Genomic DNA, 15,236 nt, shown 5'->3' on the forward strand with positions numbered 1-15,236 from the left:
ATTGAAAATCATAAAAGTGATTTTTGGAGTTGCCTTGCTAATCGGTTTGATTAGTTTTACGGTAATTAAGAATGCTTCGCGTACAGTGAATAAAATTGACGTGGCGTTTGTTCAGCCAGTTGATAATTATTTTATTAATGATGAATCGATAAGAGAAATTATTAACAAAGATGGAAAAGACATTCTGAAACAATCTCTAAGAGATGTGAATGTTAAGGAAATCGAACAAAAAGTAAGTGAGAGTCCTTTTGTGGATTCTGTACAAGTAAGTAAAGATATCAACGGACATTTACGACTTGACATAAAAGCAAACTCAGCAGTAGCAAGAATAAAGACGCTGAAAAATGAATTTTATTTGACAACAAAAGGCGGAAAAATGCCTTTATCTAAATTAAATTCAGCAGATGTAATCTTAGTTTCTGGTGATGTGAAACCGAATGAATATGAGGATTTGAGTAAATTTGTTCAAGCTTTGAAAGCAGACGATTTATTAAAAAATCATATCATAGCAATTCAAAAAGTGGGACAACGTTCTTTTAATTTAATTGTAAACACAGGAAACTATTATATAGAATTAGGAACTTTAAACAACTTTGAACAGAAGTTACATAATCTAAAATTATTCTATAATCAATACATTGATTTTATAGGAACTGAAGATTATGAAAAATTGAGCTTGAAATTTGTAAACCAAGTTGTAGCAACCAAACGAATAAAAAATGGAGAACAATAGTAAGATTGCAGTTGGCTTAGACATAGGGACTACAAAGATTGTAGCGCTTGTCGGACGAAAAAATGAGAACGGAAAAATCGAAATTCTTGGACACGGACAAGCAAAAAGCTTAGGTGTACACAGAGGTGTTGTAAATAATATTACACAAACCATTAACTCGATAAAAGAGGCAATTGATAAGGCTGAAAGATCATCTGGTGTCAAAATTACTGATGTTACTGTTGGTATTGCTGGACAACATATTCGTAGTTTACAACATAGCGATTACATTACTCGTACCAATTCAGAAGACGTGATTGATGATAATGATTTAAAGTTATTAACAAATCAAGTTTACAAATTGGTTATGTTACCTGGAGAAGAAATTATCCATGTTCTTCCTCAAGAATTTAAGGTTGATAACGAAGGTGAAATCCGCGAACCAATCGGAATGTACGGAAGTCGTTTAGAGGCTAATTTCCATGTGGTTGTAGGACAAGTTTCATCGATCCGAAATATTGCACGTTGTGTAAAAGCTGCTGGTTTACGTTTGGCAAGTATTACTTTAGAACCAATTGCATCGTCTAGTGCTGCGCTTAGCGAAGAAGAAAAAGAAGCTGGTGTTGCATTGATCGATATAGGTGGTGGAACAACAGATATTGCAATTTTCAAGGATAATATTATTCGTCACACATCGGTTATTCCGTTTGGAGGAAATGTGATTACAGAAGACATCAAAGTTGGATGTTCTATCATTGGTAAGCAAGCCGAAGCTTTAAAAGAAAAATTTGGTTCTGCTTGGCCAGGAGAAAATAAAGAAACTGAAATTGTATCGATTCCTGGTTTAAAAGGACGCGAAGCAAAAGAAATATCATTAAAAAGATTGTCTCAAATTATCCACGCACGTGTGCAGGAAATTTTGGAACAAGTATATTTGGAATTGAAAAACTACGGTTGCGAAGATCAAAACAAAAAACTGATTGCAGGAATCGTTTTAACAGGTGGTGGATCTAAATTAAAACACATTCGTCAACTTACAGAATATGTAACAGGAATGGATGTAAGAATTGGATACTCTAACGAACATATTGTCGGAGCAAAGGCTGAGGAAATTAGCGGACCAGAATATGCAACATCTGTTGGATTATTAATGAAAGGTTTAGAAGAATTAGCGGCGAATTATCAGCACGAAATTTATGAAAAACCAGTTATTAATAATTTAAATAACCAAGAAGAATTAGAAATTGGAATTCAACCAACGCAACAAAAAAAGACTGTAAAAGCTGAAATTGTTGTTGAGGAAGAAATTATCCAAAAACCAAAAAGAGAAGAAGTAGTGGACGAATTCTTGGATCAAGAAATAGGAGAAAAGAAAGAAGCTAAATCTAAACCAGAAAAGAAAAATTTCTTTTCGAAATGGACGGATAAATTTATCCAAATGATCAACGAAACTGAATAATAAGAATAAACTAGAATAAATTACGAACCAATTTAATAAGAAGAATATGAGTGATATGTTAACAGGAGATATTGTGTTCAACTTACCAAAGAGCCGATCTCAAGCTATCAAAGTAATCGGAGTAGGTGGTGGAGGTAGTAATGCCGTAAACTACATGTTTGAACAAGGAATTGCAGGTGTAGAATTTGTAATTTGTAATACGGACTCTCAAGCATTAGCAAATAGTCCAGTACCAACAAGAATTCAATTAGGACAAGCAATAACAGAAGGTTTAGGAGCTGGAGCAAATCCTGAGGTAGGAGAGCAATCTGCTATCGAAAGTATGGATGATGTAAAAGCTGTTTTAGACGAAGGGACTAAAATGGTCTTTATTACTGCCGGAATGGGTGGTGGTACAGGAACTGGAGCAGCACCAGTAATTGCTGGTATTGCAAAAGAAATGGATATCTTAACAGTAGGGATTGTTACAGCGCCATTCTTTTTCGAAGGAAGAATGAGGTTGGAACAAGCCGAAAAAGGTATCGAAAAATTAAGACAAAACGTAGATTCATTGATTGTTATTAACAATGATAAATTACGTGAATTATACGGAAACTTAGGTTTCAAAAATGGTTTCTCGAAAGCTGATGAGGTTTTAACAACAGCAGCTAAAGGAATTGCAGAAGTTATTACTCAACACTATGCAATGAACATCGATTTACGTGATGCGCGTACAGTACTTAAAAATTCTGGTACAGCAATCATGGGATCTGCGCAAGGTTCTGGTGAAAACAAAGCGAAAGACGCAATTTCTTCTGCTTTAGATTCTCCATTGTTAAACAACAACAAAATTACGGGTGCACGTAACGTATTGTTATTGATTTTGTCTGGTAATAACGAAATTACAATGGATGAAATCGGTATCATCAATGATTACATTCAACAAGAAGCTGGTAATAGTGCAAATATTATCATGGGTATTGGTGAAGACTTAGATTTAGGAGATTCTATCTCTGTAACTGTTGTAGCAACTGGTTTTCCTACAGAAGATCAGGCGTATACAGGAAAAGAGGAACAAAAAATTGTACATACATTAGAGGAAGAACAACCAATTAATAAAACGTTATCAGTTGAGCAACCTTTTGTGAATCGTGTAAAACCAATGACGTTAGATTTTGGTCGTTCTAATGCTTCTCAGCAAGCACCACAAACGCCTCAACAAAATCAAACGCCAGAGGCTCCTCAAAATAATTATCGTCAAGCAGATATTAACCAAAGTTTTCAACAACAAACTTATCACAATACGCCAGAAGAATCTTTCGAAGAAAATAATTCTCCAAAGCGTTATGTTTTAGATGATATTGATGATGAGCCAGTGCAAGAGAGACGTTCTTATGATGATTTCGAACCACGTTTGAAATCAGATTTTAATCGTCCGCAAGAACCAACGAATAATGTAAATAATAATCAAACATATAATTCATATTCTAATCCTGTAGCTTCAGAACAGTCAAATTATCCTCAAAATAATTATGCTGGATATCAAGCTCCAAAGAACGAAGGATATGGAAATGTAGAGCCAGTTCAATCTAATGTAGCTCATTCTGTTGCTCCACAAGCTGAAGAAGTACAAGTTGCTATAGATCCATTTAGTCAACCAATTGAGCAATCAAATGATCCTGAATTGAATAGTATGATTGAAGAAAGAAGAAATCGTTTGAAACAATTTAATTTTAAATTCAACAACACGATGACAAATTCTCAAGTAGACGAATACGAAGCAATTCCTGCTTATAAACGTCAAGGATTGAATTTATCTGATCGTAATGATAATCAATCTTCTGATTTTTCTGTAGGAACTAATCGTAACAACGAAACGCAAATTCGTCCAAACAATTTTCTACATGATAACGTAGATTAATAAACGATCACTCGTAAAAAATATTCTTATTATAGAAAAGGTTCATTGCTTTTGCGATGAGCCTTTTTTTGTCTTAAATTTGTAGTCTAAAAGCAAAACAAATGAATTTAGAAACTCAAATAATGGCACAGTTAAAAGAAGCGATGAAAGCTAAAAATACTGTTGCTTTAGAAGCTTTAAGAGCTGTAAAATCTGAATTATTATTAGCAAAAACATCAGGTGCTAACGGAGAATTATCAGAAGATCAAGAAATTGCTTTATTACAAAAATTAGTAAAACAACGTAAAGAAGCTGCTGAACAATTCGAAGCAAATGGACGTGCTGAATTAGCTGAAAAAGAATTGGCACAAGCAGAAGTTATTCAACAATTTTTACCTGCTCAATTATCAGACGAAGAATTAACAGCTGCAATTACAGAAATTGTTGCAGAGGTTGGCGCTACTTCTCCAAAAGATATGGGAAAAGTAATGGGAGCTGCTTCATCTAAATTAGCTGGTAAAGCGGAAGGAAAATTAATTTCAGCTAAAGTAAAAGATATTTTAGCTAGTTTATAATTGATTTTTAAATCTTTAAAAATTAAGAAAAGGTAAAGTTTATAACACTTTACCTTTTTTATTTCTTTATTAGATAAATTTCTTCAAATTATATAAAATTATTATTTATTGATAATCAATAGTATATCCGATTTAAATAAATAATTCCCAAAAAAATTAGGATTATAGTTTTATTTTAACATTAAATTAACAAATCGCTGTAAGCATCTAAATTCGCAAAGCACAAGAGATTTTAGAATTAAAAATCAATTGATTAGAATAATTCTAAATAAGAAGCTGTTTATACCCTTAAATTTGCAAAGTAAATCAGAAAAATCTAAAGGATGACGAAAAGCATTACAGCGTTTATAGCAATGTTAATGATTTTTCCAATAGCAAATGCTGATGGTAAAATTTTTAAGGATTCTGGTAATAATGACACAATTATTATGCCAGCTTCTGAGAAAAGATTTAGTAACGATATTGATAATGATACCATCAAAAAAGATACATTATCAGTTGAAGATGAAAAGTTGGTTGGAGAACTTATCGAGAATAGTGCTCGAAAAATCTCGACAGGAGTTGTTTCTTGGTATGGAGACAAATTCCACGGACGCAAGACAGCTAGTGGTGAAACGTATGACAAACACGAACTAACAGCTGCCCATAAGTCTTTACCATTTGGTACGAAAGTAAAAGTTACGAATATCAGAAATGGTAAATCTGTAGTTGTAGAAATCAACGACAGAGGTCCATACGCTAAATCTAGAGTTTTAGACTTAAGTCAAGCTGCATTCAGCGAAATTGGTCACACCAATACAGGAGTGATGCAAGTTGAATACGAAATTATCAAAAGCGAAGACAAGAAAGACTAAGATGTTCAGAAAAAATTAAAAGGTTTGAGAATTTATTCTCAAACCTTTTTTTATGCTCTTAAGTTTCGTGCAAAAAAAATCCTGACAAATGAATATCAGGATTTATAATTATATGATGTAAGAAAATCTTAATCTAAAATTTTAAGCACTTTAGTTGTACGGGCTCTTGATGCTTCAACTAATTCAGCTTGTGCTAAATCTTCACCGTAAGAAGGGATCATTTCTTTGATTGCTTCGTTCCAGTTGTTTTTCATCAAGTCTGGGAAACATTGTTTCATTAAGTTCAACATTGCACTAACAGATGTAGATGCTCCTGGAGAAGCTCCTAATAAGGCAGACATTGTTCCATCTTGAGATGTTACGATTTCTGTACCAAATTTTAAAACTCCTTTTCCATCTTGTTTTTCGATTACTTGAACACGTTGTCCTGCAGTTTGTTCGAACCAATCTTCTAGTTTAGCTTCAGGAAAATATTCTTGTAATTCTTCTACTTTTTTCGCTTTAGATAACATCACTTGTTCTACCAGGTATTTTGTTAAATCGATATTGTTTAATCCACAATTCATCAAAAATCCTACGTTTCCTAAGTTTACAGATTTGAATAAATCGCAATTAGATCCGTATTTTAAGAATTTTGTTGAGAATGTTGCAAATGGACCAAATAATAGAGATTGTTTTCCATCAATAACACGTGTATCTAAGTGAGGAACAGACATTGGTGGTGCACCAATTTTTGCTTTTCCATATACTTTTGCATGATGTTTTTTGATTACTTCTTCGTTTTGACAAATTAACCATTGTCCACCAACTGGGAAGCCACCAAATTTTTTCGATTCTGGAATTCCAGATTTTTGTAACAATAAAATTGCTCCTCCACCTGCACCAATAAATACGAAATCAGCATTAAGTGCTTTGTTATTTCCAGATTTTAAATCTTTTACTTTAACTGCCCATTTTCCGTTGCTAAGACGAGTTAAGTCTTTTACTTCGTGTTCAGTTTCTAACGTGATTTCTTTTTTGTCTTGTAAACCTTTGAAAATTTGACGCGTTAATTCACCAAAATTCACATCAGTTCCCAAGTTCATATGCGTTGCCGCAACTTTTTCATTACCTTTTCTACCGTCAACAATTAATGGAGCCCATTCTCTGATTTTAGAAACATCATCCGAATATTCCATATCCTTAAATAAAGGATGCTGAGATAATTTTTCGTAACGTTTTTTCAAGAAATTTACATCGTCATCGCCCCAAACAAAAGACATATGTGGAGTAGGACGTAAGAATTTTTCTGGAGAAGAAACGTAATTATTTTCGACTAAGTAAGACCAAAACTCTTTCGAAGTTTCAAATTGTTTTGCAATATTAATTGCTTTATCAATATTAACCACTCCATTTTTGTCCATTGGTGTATAATTCAATTCACAAAAAGCAGAGTGACCAGTACCTGCATTATTGAAAGCATCAGAGCTTTCAAATCCAATCTTATCTAATTTTTCGAAAACAGAAATCTTAATAGCCGGATTTATTTTTTTAAGAAGTATGCTTAAAGTAGCACTCATGATACCAGCACCAACTAACACTACCTCTTGAGGTTGTTTTTCCATTTCTCAAAAATATATTTACGTTGCAAAGGTATTAATAAATAGCCTTTTTTGCGAAATAATACGCAGAAAAAACAATGATTTTTTACATAAATTATTGTTTTGAGATAATTTGAATAGATTTTATTTTATAGAAAATTATTCAAACTCAGTTTTTCCAATACTTTCGATGTTGTCTGCTTGTGATAAATCTGCTTCAAAAGCTTTTTTGTTCACAATTGTAGTTTTTGAAATTTTATCGTGCCAACCATTTTCTCCTAAAAAAGTAAGAACATCAAATGGAATTATTCTACAAATACTTCTTGTAAAATAATCTTTCGTTGTAGGTGTAGAACCGTCAATCATCACAACTTTTGTTCCTGTAATAAATTTACCTAATGAACGTCCTTTGGTTAAAAACTCTGATAAAAAAATTAGTAAAACATAAAAAAAGGCTGTGATAACTCTATCAATCAAAGGATTTATATTTTCTAATTGATAAATAATGTCGCTTTCTGGATTAATGATCACAATAACAATTGCTATAAAACCGAAAAATAGCATCGTCAATAAAATGATTGATACATAATCTATAATAAAATTTAAAAAGCGCAATCCTTTGTTCGCTTTATGTTCGCCAACTTTGTAATCTTGGTACATAGTGTTTATGTGTTAATTTAGATGTAAATATATGATAAACACTAAATTTTTAAAATTATTTTATGCAGATAATTTAAGTCTAAATTTTATCCTCCATCCAACGTCTAAGATTAATGTAATTGGTATTTCTTCGCAACAAATTTTGATTGTCCGAATCTTTCAAAAAATCATCTAATTCTCTGAAAGCTTTTACTTTTTCATGTGGGTACAAATCATTCAATTCAATAAAAAATAAACTAATTTTTCGTGTAATAATATTACTATTTTTCATCTTTTTGCAGAATTGATGCGTTTTGTACGAATATGTATCCAATTCTTGATCATTCCCAGAATCATACAAATTCATCATAATCAAAACCAAGGTGTAAAAATGTAAATCTTCTTGAATTGACGCTTCACTATTGATTATTTTTTGACAATACTCGAACGAATTATCCCAATCTTTGTTTAAGAAATAATAGGCAGCAATTTTTAGATAAAGCACCAAAATATGATGATTATCGATTTTATGATGATGCGATTTAATTTCGCGTAAAATATCTTTAATCAAAAATGGACTAATATTTTCTTTCGGATTAATGAAAAAATAATTCAGTTTGCTATTAAATTTATTGATAAACCAAAGCGCTTCCACATTATCATTTTGAGGCAAAATCTCGTAAACAGATTCTAATTTATCAAACCAAAATTTAAATTCTTCAGAATTTTTTTTCAGGTATAAGATCTTTAATAAATAGCTATTTCCTTTAATAAACCAAACTGGATGACTAAGAATTCGTTCTTTTTTCTCGTAAAATAATTCAACCCATTTTTTCGAAAATTCATAGGCAGAGTGTAGGTTTTGCGTTAACATCGACAACCAAACATTTGCTTTGTAAAACCACAGTTTCTCTTTGAATTTTAATTTCTTAAAATCGATATTTTTTGTTTCCGAATCAAAGAAATTCTGAATTTTTTGAATTTCATCATCATCTTTTGCGTATCCATTCTCGAGCAAAATACTATACAATTTTAGCGATAAATTAGACAATTTACTTGCTTGTAAATTCTGTAAACTCAATTCCTCCGATTGTTCAATCAACTGATCTGCACGACCAGAAATACTTCGTGTAATGAATTGTGATTCGATAATTTTTTCGAGTTCTAAAATATCATAAGCAATGGCTTTTTCGTCAAAATCTAAGGCTTGAGTTTTGGCTTTGTCCAACATTTTTAGACTTTGTTTGTGTAAGCCTTTTTGATACAAAATCGTAGCAAAATCAAACTGTTCACGTATTTGCATACGCGAATTTTGTTGCGAAGGATTCATTCTCAAGCTAAACAAAATTTGTTTGTACAAATGCGCTTTTAGATTAGATAATTGTTGTTTCGTGGTAATTTTTTTCTTCAAAATAGCCGTTTCATCATATTCTTCCAACTTATCCAATGCTTCAAATAATAACAAAAATTTTGCATCTGCATTAATTTGCAGACGATTTACATAAAGTTTGAATTGACGTTTTTCGGAACGATTAAGTGACTTTATTAAACTAAATAGTGCGTCTTTGTTATGATTTGACATTGTAATTAAATTATATATAATGTATTGAAAATAAAATGATTATGATAAATATTTTAGCTTTAAGAATTGTAAAACACTTTTCAATTTGAAAATTTAAAGTTAGTACAATTTTAATTTTACATCACAATAACAAACAAAACTAATTGCAATGAGTGCTGAGAAGATTCAAATTTTTGATACGACACTGAGAGATGGAGAGCAAGTGCCGGGGTGTAAGTTAAACAAAAAACAGAAGTTAGAAATTGCGGCTCGATTGGACGAATTAGGCGTTGATATTATCGAGGCTGGTTTTCCAATTTCAAGTCCTGGAGATTTCGAAGCCGTAAATGCAATTTCAAAATTAGTGAAAAATGCCACAGTTTGTGGTTTAACTCGTGCAAACAAAAAAGATATAGAATCTGCAGCTAAAGCTTTACAATATGCGGTAAAACCAAGAATTCATACCGGAATTGGAACTTCGGATTCTCATATTATTCACAAATTTAATTCGAATCGTGAAGCGATTATCGAACGTGCCGTTGAAGCGGTTGCTTATGCAAAAACATTTGTAGATGATGTTGAGTTTTATGCTGAAGACGCAGGAAGAACGGATAATGCTTTTCTTGCTCAAGTTTGTGAAGAAGTGATCAAAGCTGGTGCGACAGTTCTTAATATTCCAGATACAACGGGTTATTGTTTGCCTTTTGAGTATGGAAATAAAATTAAATATTTGAAAGATCATGTTCAAGGAATTGATAATGTGATTATTTCTTGCCACAATCATAACGATTTAGGTTTAGCGACAGCGAATGCAGTTGCAGGAGCTATAAATGGAGCACGCCAAATAGAATGTACAATTAATGGAATTGGTGAGCGTGCTGGTAATACGGCCTTGGAAGAAATCGTGATGATTTTTAGACAACACAAAGAATTGAATTTTTATACAGATATCAATGCTCAAATGTTAACAGAATTAAGTCAATTAACTTCTGATACAATGGGAATGATGGTTCAACCAAACAAAGCAATTGTAGGATCGAATGCTTTTGCGCACAGTTCTGGAATTCATCAAGATGGTGTGATTAAAAATCGTGAAACATACGAAATTATCAATCCGGCAGATGTTGGAGTTAATGAGTCCTCTATTATTTTGACAGCTCGTAGCGGGCGTTCAGCATTAGCTTATCGTCTAAAAGATATCGGTTTCGATACATCTAAAAATGAATTAGATATTTTATATGAACAATTTTTAGAAATTGCGGATCTAAAAAAAGAAGTCGTTCGTGAAGATTTACTTGGATTAATACATCAGTTTAATCAAACATCACAGAGAAAATTCGCATGAGAACATTATTCGATAAAGTGTGGGATGCCCATGTTGTCAGCCAAGTAGAAAATGGACCACAAGTGATTTATATTGATAAACATTTAATTCACGAAGTAACAAGTCCACAAGCTTTTGCAGAATTAGAAGCGAGAAATATTCCAATTTTTCGACCAAATCAAATTGTTGCAACTGCGGATCACAATGTACCAACGATTAATCAAGATCAGCCAGTTCGAGATCCATTATCAAAACAACAATTAGAGCAATTAGCGATTAATTGCGAAAAAAATAATATTACTTTTTATGGTTTAGGTCATCCGTATCAAGGAATTGTTCACATTATTGCGCCAGAATTGGGTGTTACGCAACCAGGAATGAGCATGGTTTGTGGTGATAGTCACACATCTACGCATGGAGCTTTTGGAGCAATTGCTTTCGGAATTGGAACAAGTCAAGTTGCACAGGTTTTTGCTAGTCAATGTTTGTTGATGAATAAACCAAAATCGATGCGAATTACAGTTAATGGAAAACTGAATCCAAATGTTCAACCAAAAGATGTGATTTTGTATATCATTTCTAAAGTTGGAACAAATGCAGGAACAGGTTTTTTCTGTGAATATGCAGGAGATGTTTTCGAGAATATGTCGATGGAAGGTCGAATGACAGTTTGTAATATGTCGATAGAAATGGGCGCTCGTGGCGGAATGATTGCACCAGATGAAACAACTTTTGCTTATTTAAAAGATAAACCATTTGCACCGAAAGGAGAAGATTGGGAGCAAAAAGTAGCATATTGGAAAACTTTACCAAGTGATGCTGATGCAATTTTTGATGAAGAAATAGAATTTGACGCTGCGGATATTTATCCAATGATTACGTTTGGTACGAATCCAGGAATGGGAATTTCGGTGAAAGACAGTATTCCTTCTAAAGATTCGTTAAGCGATAATGAAAAAGAATCGTTTGAAAAAGCGTTGAAATATATGGGATTCCAAGATAATCAATCAATCATCAATCATCCAATTGATTATGTTTTTATCGGAAGTTGTACCAATGCGAGAATCGAAGATTTGCGTGAAGTAGCGAATTATGTGAAAGGAAAACAGCGTAATGAAAATGTAACTGCGTGGATTGTTCCGGGATCGAAACAAGTAGAAAAGCAAGCGATAGAAGAAGGTTTGGATAAAATTTTTGAAGATTCTGGATTCAAATTGCGCGAACCAGGTTGTTCGGCTTGTTTGGCGATGAACGACGATAAAGTTCCAGAGGGAAAATATTGTGTTTCGACTTCGAATAGAAATTTTGAAGGTCGTCAAGGTCCAAATTCTCGTACATTATTAGCAAGTCCTTTGATTGCTGCTGCTGCTGCAATTCACGGAAAAATTGTTGATATCAATTAAAATTTACTCAAAATGGATTCAATCAATCAACTAAAATCATCGGCTGTTCCGATTAAAATAGAAAATATAGATACCGATCAAATTATTCCAGCTCGTTTTTTGAAAGCGATTAGTAGAGAAGGTTTTGGAGATAATTTATTCAGAGATTGGCGATTTAATCAAGATAATCAATCAATTGATAATTTCCCGCTGAATGATTCAAAATATGCTGGAAAAATATTAGTTGCAGGTAAAAATTTTGGTTGTGGAAGTAGCCGAGAACACGCTGCTTGGGCAATCAAAGATTACGGATTTGATGTGGTAATTAGTAGTTATTTTGCAGATATTTTCAAAGGAAATGCATTGAATAACGGAATTTTACCAATCGTTGTTTCAGATGAAATTTTAAATCAAATCTTTGAGATCATCGATCAAAATCCTTCAACAGAATTTGAAGTTAATTTAGAAAATCAAACCTTAAAAATTCAAGATCAAACCATCAACTTTGATGTTGATTCTTATAAAAAAATCTGTTTATTAAATGGATATGATGACATTGATTTTTTAATCAGTCAAAAAGATAAAATAGAAACTTACGAACAAAACCATAAATCTTTACAACATGAAAACGCATAAAATTGCAGTACTTTCTGGCGATGGAATAGGACCAGAAGTCGTTTCGGAAACAATAAAAGTTCTGAAAGTCGTTGAACAAATTTTTAAATATAATTTCGAATTTGAGGAAGCTTTGATTGGTGCAATTGCGATTGACGAAACGGGAAATCCTTTGCCTGATGCGACATTGCAATTATGTAAAGATGCAGATGCGGTTTTGTTTGGTTCTATTGGTGATCCAAAATATGACAATAATCCGAACGCTAAAGTTCGTCCCGAACAAGGTTTGTTAAAGCTAAGAAAGGAACTTGGTTTATTTGCAAATATCCGTCCAATCAAGGCTTACGAATCTTTGTTGGGGAAAAGTCCATTGAAACGTTCGCACATCGAAGGAACAGATATGGTTATTTTTCGTGAATTGATTAATGGAATTTATTTCGGAGAAAAATTTACAGCACAAGATGGTTCTCATGCGTATGATACGTGTTCGTACAACAGAAAAGACATTGAGCAAATTACACATTTAGCTTTTCAGGAAGCAATGAAGCGTCGCAAAAAAGTAACGTTGGTAGACAAGGCAAATGTGTTGGATACCTCTCGTTTATGGCGAAAAGTTGCGATGGATATTAGCCAAAAATATCCTGAAGTTGAATTAGATTTCTTGTTTGTTGATAACGCAGCGATGCAATTAATTATCAATCCAAAACAATTTGATGTGATTTTGACAGAGAATATGTTTGGTGATATTATTTCGGACGAAGGAAGTGTAATTGGAGGAAGTATAGGTTTGTTGCCTTCGGCTTCTATTGGTACAGAAAATGCATTGTTCGAGCCTATTCATGGTTCGTATCCACAAGCAAAAGGAAAAGGAATTGCAAATCCGATGGCTTCTATTTTGAGTGCCGCAATGATGTTGCGTTATTTGGGATTGGAAGAAGGAGCAAAAGCAATAGAAAATGCGGTGGGAAATGCGATTAATAATTTGATTGTAACTTCAGATTTAGATGAAACGAGCGATTATTCGACGTCTGTTGTAGCAAATTATATTGCGAAGATATTATTGAGCGATCATGATCATCATTCATATTTTAATTTTGAAAATGTATTGATGGGGAAATCGACGATTATATAGTTTTTATTATTTATGACTTAATGAAAAAGCCATTCAGAGTTCTGAATGGCTTTTTCTATTGTATATTTTTATGAGTTGATGATTACATCATTCCTGGCATTCCACCTCCCATTGGTGGCATAGCTGGCTCATCTTTTTTAATTTCTGTAACAACCGCCTCAGTAGTAATTAACATACCTGCAACAGAAGCAGCGTTTTCTAATGCAACACGAGCAACTTTAGTTGGATCAATAACTCCAGCCTCGATCATGTTTACATATTCGTCAGTTTTTGCATTGTATCCGAAATCACCATTTCCTTCTTTTACTTTAGCAACAACTACAGAACCTTCTCCACCAGCGTTGTGAACGATTTGGCGTAATGGTTCTTCAACTGCACGCGTTACAATTTTAACACCTGTCGCTTCGTCAGCATTTGTTGTGTCAATTGTTAAGTTAGATAAAGCTCTAACGAAAGCAACACCACCACCAGCAACGATACCTTCTTCTACAGCAGCGCGAGTTGCGTGTAAAGCATCATCAACACGGTCTTTGATTTCTTTCATTTCAACCTCAGAAGCAGCACCAACGTATAATACAGCAACACCTCCAGCTAATTTAGCTAAACGCTCTTGTAATTTTTCGCGATCGTAGTCAGAAGTAGTTGTTTCTACTTGCGCTTTAATTTGGTTAACACGAGATTTGATTTGCTCAGCATCACCAGCTCCGTTAACAATAGTTGTATTGTCTTTGTCGATAACTACTCTTTCTGCAGTACCTAACATTTCTAAAGTAGCAGTTTCTAACGTAATTCCTTGCTCTTCAGAAATAACAGTTCCTCCTGTTAAGATTGCGATATCTTGTAACATTGCTTTTCTACGATCTCCGAATCCTGGTGCTTTAACAGCAGCGATTTTTAAAGATCCTCTTAAACGGTTCACTACTAAAGTAGCTAAAGCTTGACCTTCAACTTCTTCAGAAATGATTAAGAATGGACGACCTGATTGAGCAACTGGCTCTAATAAAGGTAAGATTTCTTGTAAGTTAGATATTTTTTTCTCACATAATAAGATGTAAGGATTCTCTAATTCAGCAATCATTTTATCTGCATTTGTAACGAAGTAAGGAGATTGATATCCACGATCGAATTGCATCCCTTCTACAACGTCAACATAAGTTTCTGTTCCTTTCGCTTCTTCAACAGTGATAACACCTTCTTTTCCAACTTTAGAAAAAGCTTCTGCGATTAATGATCCTATTGTATCATCGTTATTTGCAGAGATAGAAGCAACTTGTTTGATTTTTTCTGATGAATCACCAACTTCTTGAGATTGCTCTCTTAAGTTAGCAACGATTCCTGCAACAGCTTTATCAATACCACGTTTTAAGTCCATTGGGTTTGCACCAGCAGCAACGTTTTTCAAACCTTCGCGAACGATAGCTTGAGCTAAAACTGTAGCAGTTGTAGTACCATCACCAGCAACGTCGTTTGTTTTAGAAGCAACTTCTTTTACCATTTGCGCACCTAAGTTTTCGATTGGATCTT

The 15,236-nt window shown here is 33.3% G+C and carries 13 protein-coding genes; 9 read left to right on the forward strand and 4 right to left on the reverse strand.

What is annotated here, in order from left to right; genetic code table 11:
• The first annotated feature begins 1 nt into the window (after window position 1).
• From B2217_RS00850 to B2217_RS00870, 5 genes are all read left to right on the forward strand, one after another.
• Window positions 2-733 (forward strand): cell division protein FtsQ/DivIB, encoded by a 732-nt coding sequence (locus tag B2217_RS00850; RefSeq protein ID WP_280035426.1) that lies wholly within the window; start codon window positions 2-4, stop codon window positions 731-733.
• Window positions 720-2,171, forward strand: a complete 1,452-nt coding sequence (gene ftsA, locus B2217_RS00855) for a cell division protein FtsA (protein ID WP_180905149.1) — start codon at window positions 720-722, stop codon at window positions 2,169-2,171. Before B2217_RS00850 ends, ftsA begins: the two co-directional genes overlap by 14 nt.
• Before the next feature lie 55 nt (window positions 2,172-2,226).
• Window positions 2,227-4,071 carry a cell division protein FtsZ gene (gene ftsZ, locus B2217_RS00860; protein ID WP_286494801.1) on the forward strand — a complete coding sequence of 615 codons (1,845 nt, stop codon included), beginning with the start codon at window positions 2,227-2,229 and terminating at the stop codon, window positions 4,069-4,071.
• Window positions 4,072-4,172: 101 nt separating this feature from the next.
• Window positions 4,173-4,625, forward strand: a complete 453-nt coding sequence (locus tag B2217_RS00865) for a GatB/YqeY domain-containing protein (RefSeq protein WP_125349638.1) — start codon at window positions 4,173-4,175, stop codon at window positions 4,623-4,625.
• 323 nt (window positions 4,626-4,948) lie between these two features.
• The gene (locus tag B2217_RS00870; RefSeq protein WP_125349637.1) at window positions 4,949-5,479 is read left to right on the forward strand and encodes a septal ring lytic transglycosylase RlpA family protein; all 531 of its coding nucleotides are present in this window, start codon (window positions 4,949-4,951) and stop codon (window positions 5,477-5,479) included.
• A gap of 128 nt (window positions 5,480-5,607) precedes the next feature.
• Here B2217_RS00870 and mqo read toward each other — a convergent pair whose 3' ends face one another.
• The 3 genes from mqo to B2217_RS00885 form a co-directional block, all read right to left on the reverse strand.
• Window positions 5,608-7,083 (reverse strand): malate dehydrogenase (quinone), encoded by a 1,476-nt coding sequence (gene mqo, locus B2217_RS00875; protein ID WP_125349636.1) that lies wholly within the window; start codon window positions 7,081-7,083, stop codon window positions 5,608-5,610.
• 135 nt (window positions 7,084-7,218) lie between these two features.
• Window positions 7,219-7,719: an RDD family protein gene (locus tag B2217_RS00880; protein ID WP_038332867.1), complete on the reverse strand. Its 501-nt coding sequence runs from the start codon at window positions 7,717-7,719 to the stop codon at window positions 7,219-7,221.
• A 79-nt stretch (window positions 7,720-7,798) separates the two neighbouring features.
• Window positions 7,799-9,280: a hypothetical protein gene (locus B2217_RS00885; protein ID WP_038332873.1), complete on the reverse strand. Its 1,482-nt coding sequence runs from the start codon at window positions 9,278-9,280 to the stop codon at window positions 7,799-7,801.
• A gap of 148 nt (window positions 9,281-9,428) precedes the next feature.
• Between B2217_RS00885 and B2217_RS00890 the strand changes: the two genes are divergently transcribed.
• From B2217_RS00890 to leuB, 4 genes are read left to right on the forward strand one after another with little or no spacing between them, the layout of a single operon-like run.
• Entirely contained in the window at window positions 9,429-10,604 is a 1,176-nt protein-coding gene (locus B2217_RS00890) for a 2-isopropylmalate synthase (protein ID WP_125349634.1), read from the forward strand.
• On the forward strand, window positions 10,601-11,986 hold the full coding sequence (gene leuC, locus B2217_RS00895; protein WP_291121975.1) for a 3-isopropylmalate dehydratase large subunit: 1,386 nt from the start codon (window positions 10,601-10,603) through the stop codon (window positions 11,984-11,986). The genes B2217_RS00890 and leuC overlap by 4 nt, the downstream gene beginning before the upstream one ends.
• Before the next feature lie 12 nt (window positions 11,987-11,998).
• A complete protein-coding gene (gene leuD / locus B2217_RS00900; RefSeq protein ID WP_219034380.1) occupies window positions 11,999-12,601 on the forward strand; it encodes a 3-isopropylmalate dehydratase small subunit in 603 nt (200 codons plus the stop codon).
• Window positions 12,588-13,712, forward strand: a complete 1,125-nt coding sequence (leuB, locus tag B2217_RS00905) for a 3-isopropylmalate dehydrogenase (RefSeq protein ID WP_286494786.1) — start codon at window positions 12,588-12,590, stop codon at window positions 13,710-13,712. Before leuD ends, leuB begins: the two co-directional genes overlap by 14 nt.
• Before the next feature lie 82 nt (window positions 13,713-13,794).
• Here leuB and groL read toward each other — a convergent pair.
• The coding region (gene groL, locus B2217_RS00910) for a chaperonin GroEL (protein ID WP_291121977.1) at window positions 13,795-15,236 on the reverse strand (1,442 nt) is incomplete at its 5' end.

Origin of the sequence: Empedobacter sp. UBA7620, from assembly GCF_002484185.1 — a bacterium.
GTDB classification, from domain to species: Bacteria; Bacteroidota; Bacteroidia; order Flavobacteriales; family Weeksellaceae; genus Empedobacter; species Empedobacter falsenii_C.

Bases quoted from the DNA above. Each gene is read 5' to 3' on its own strand.
- leuD (WP_219034380.1), top strand. From the start codon at position 11,999: ATGGATTCAATCAATCAACTAAAATCATCGGCTGTTCCGATTAAAATA.
- leuC (WP_291121975.1), top strand. From the start codon at position 10,601: ATGAGAACATTATTCGATAAAGTGTGGGATGCCCATGTTGTCAGCCAA.
- B2217_RS00865 (WP_125349638.1), top strand. From the start codon at position 4,173: ATGAATTTAGAAACTCAAATAATGGCACAGTTAAAAGAAGCGATGAAA.
- mqo (WP_125349636.1), bottom strand. From the start codon at position 7,083: ATGGAAAAACAACCTCAAGAGGTAGTGTTAGTTGGTGCTGGTATCATG.
- leuB (WP_286494786.1), top strand. From the start codon at position 12,588: ATGAAAACGCATAAAATTGCAGTACTTTCTGGCGATGGAATAGGACCA.
- B2217_RS00870 (WP_125349637.1), top strand. From the start codon at position 4,949: ATGACGAAAAGCATTACAGCGTTTATAGCAATGTTAATGATTTTTCCA.
- ftsZ (WP_286494801.1), top strand. From the start codon at position 2,227: ATGTTAACAGGAGATATTGTGTTCAACTTACCAAAGAGCCGATCTCAA.
- B2217_RS00890 (WP_125349634.1), top strand. From the start codon at position 9,429: ATGAGTGCTGAGAAGATTCAAATTTTTGATACGACACTGAGAGATGGA.
- B2217_RS00885 (WP_038332873.1), bottom strand. From the start codon at position 9,280: ATGTCAAATCATAACAAAGACGCACTATTTAGTTTAATAAAGTCACTT.
- ftsA (WP_180905149.1), top strand. From the start codon at position 720: ATGGAGAACAATAGTAAGATTGCAGTTGGCTTAGACATAGGGACTACA.
- B2217_RS00880 (WP_038332867.1), bottom strand. From the start codon at position 7,719: ATGTACCAAGATTACAAAGTTGGCGAACATAAAGCGAACAAAGGATTG.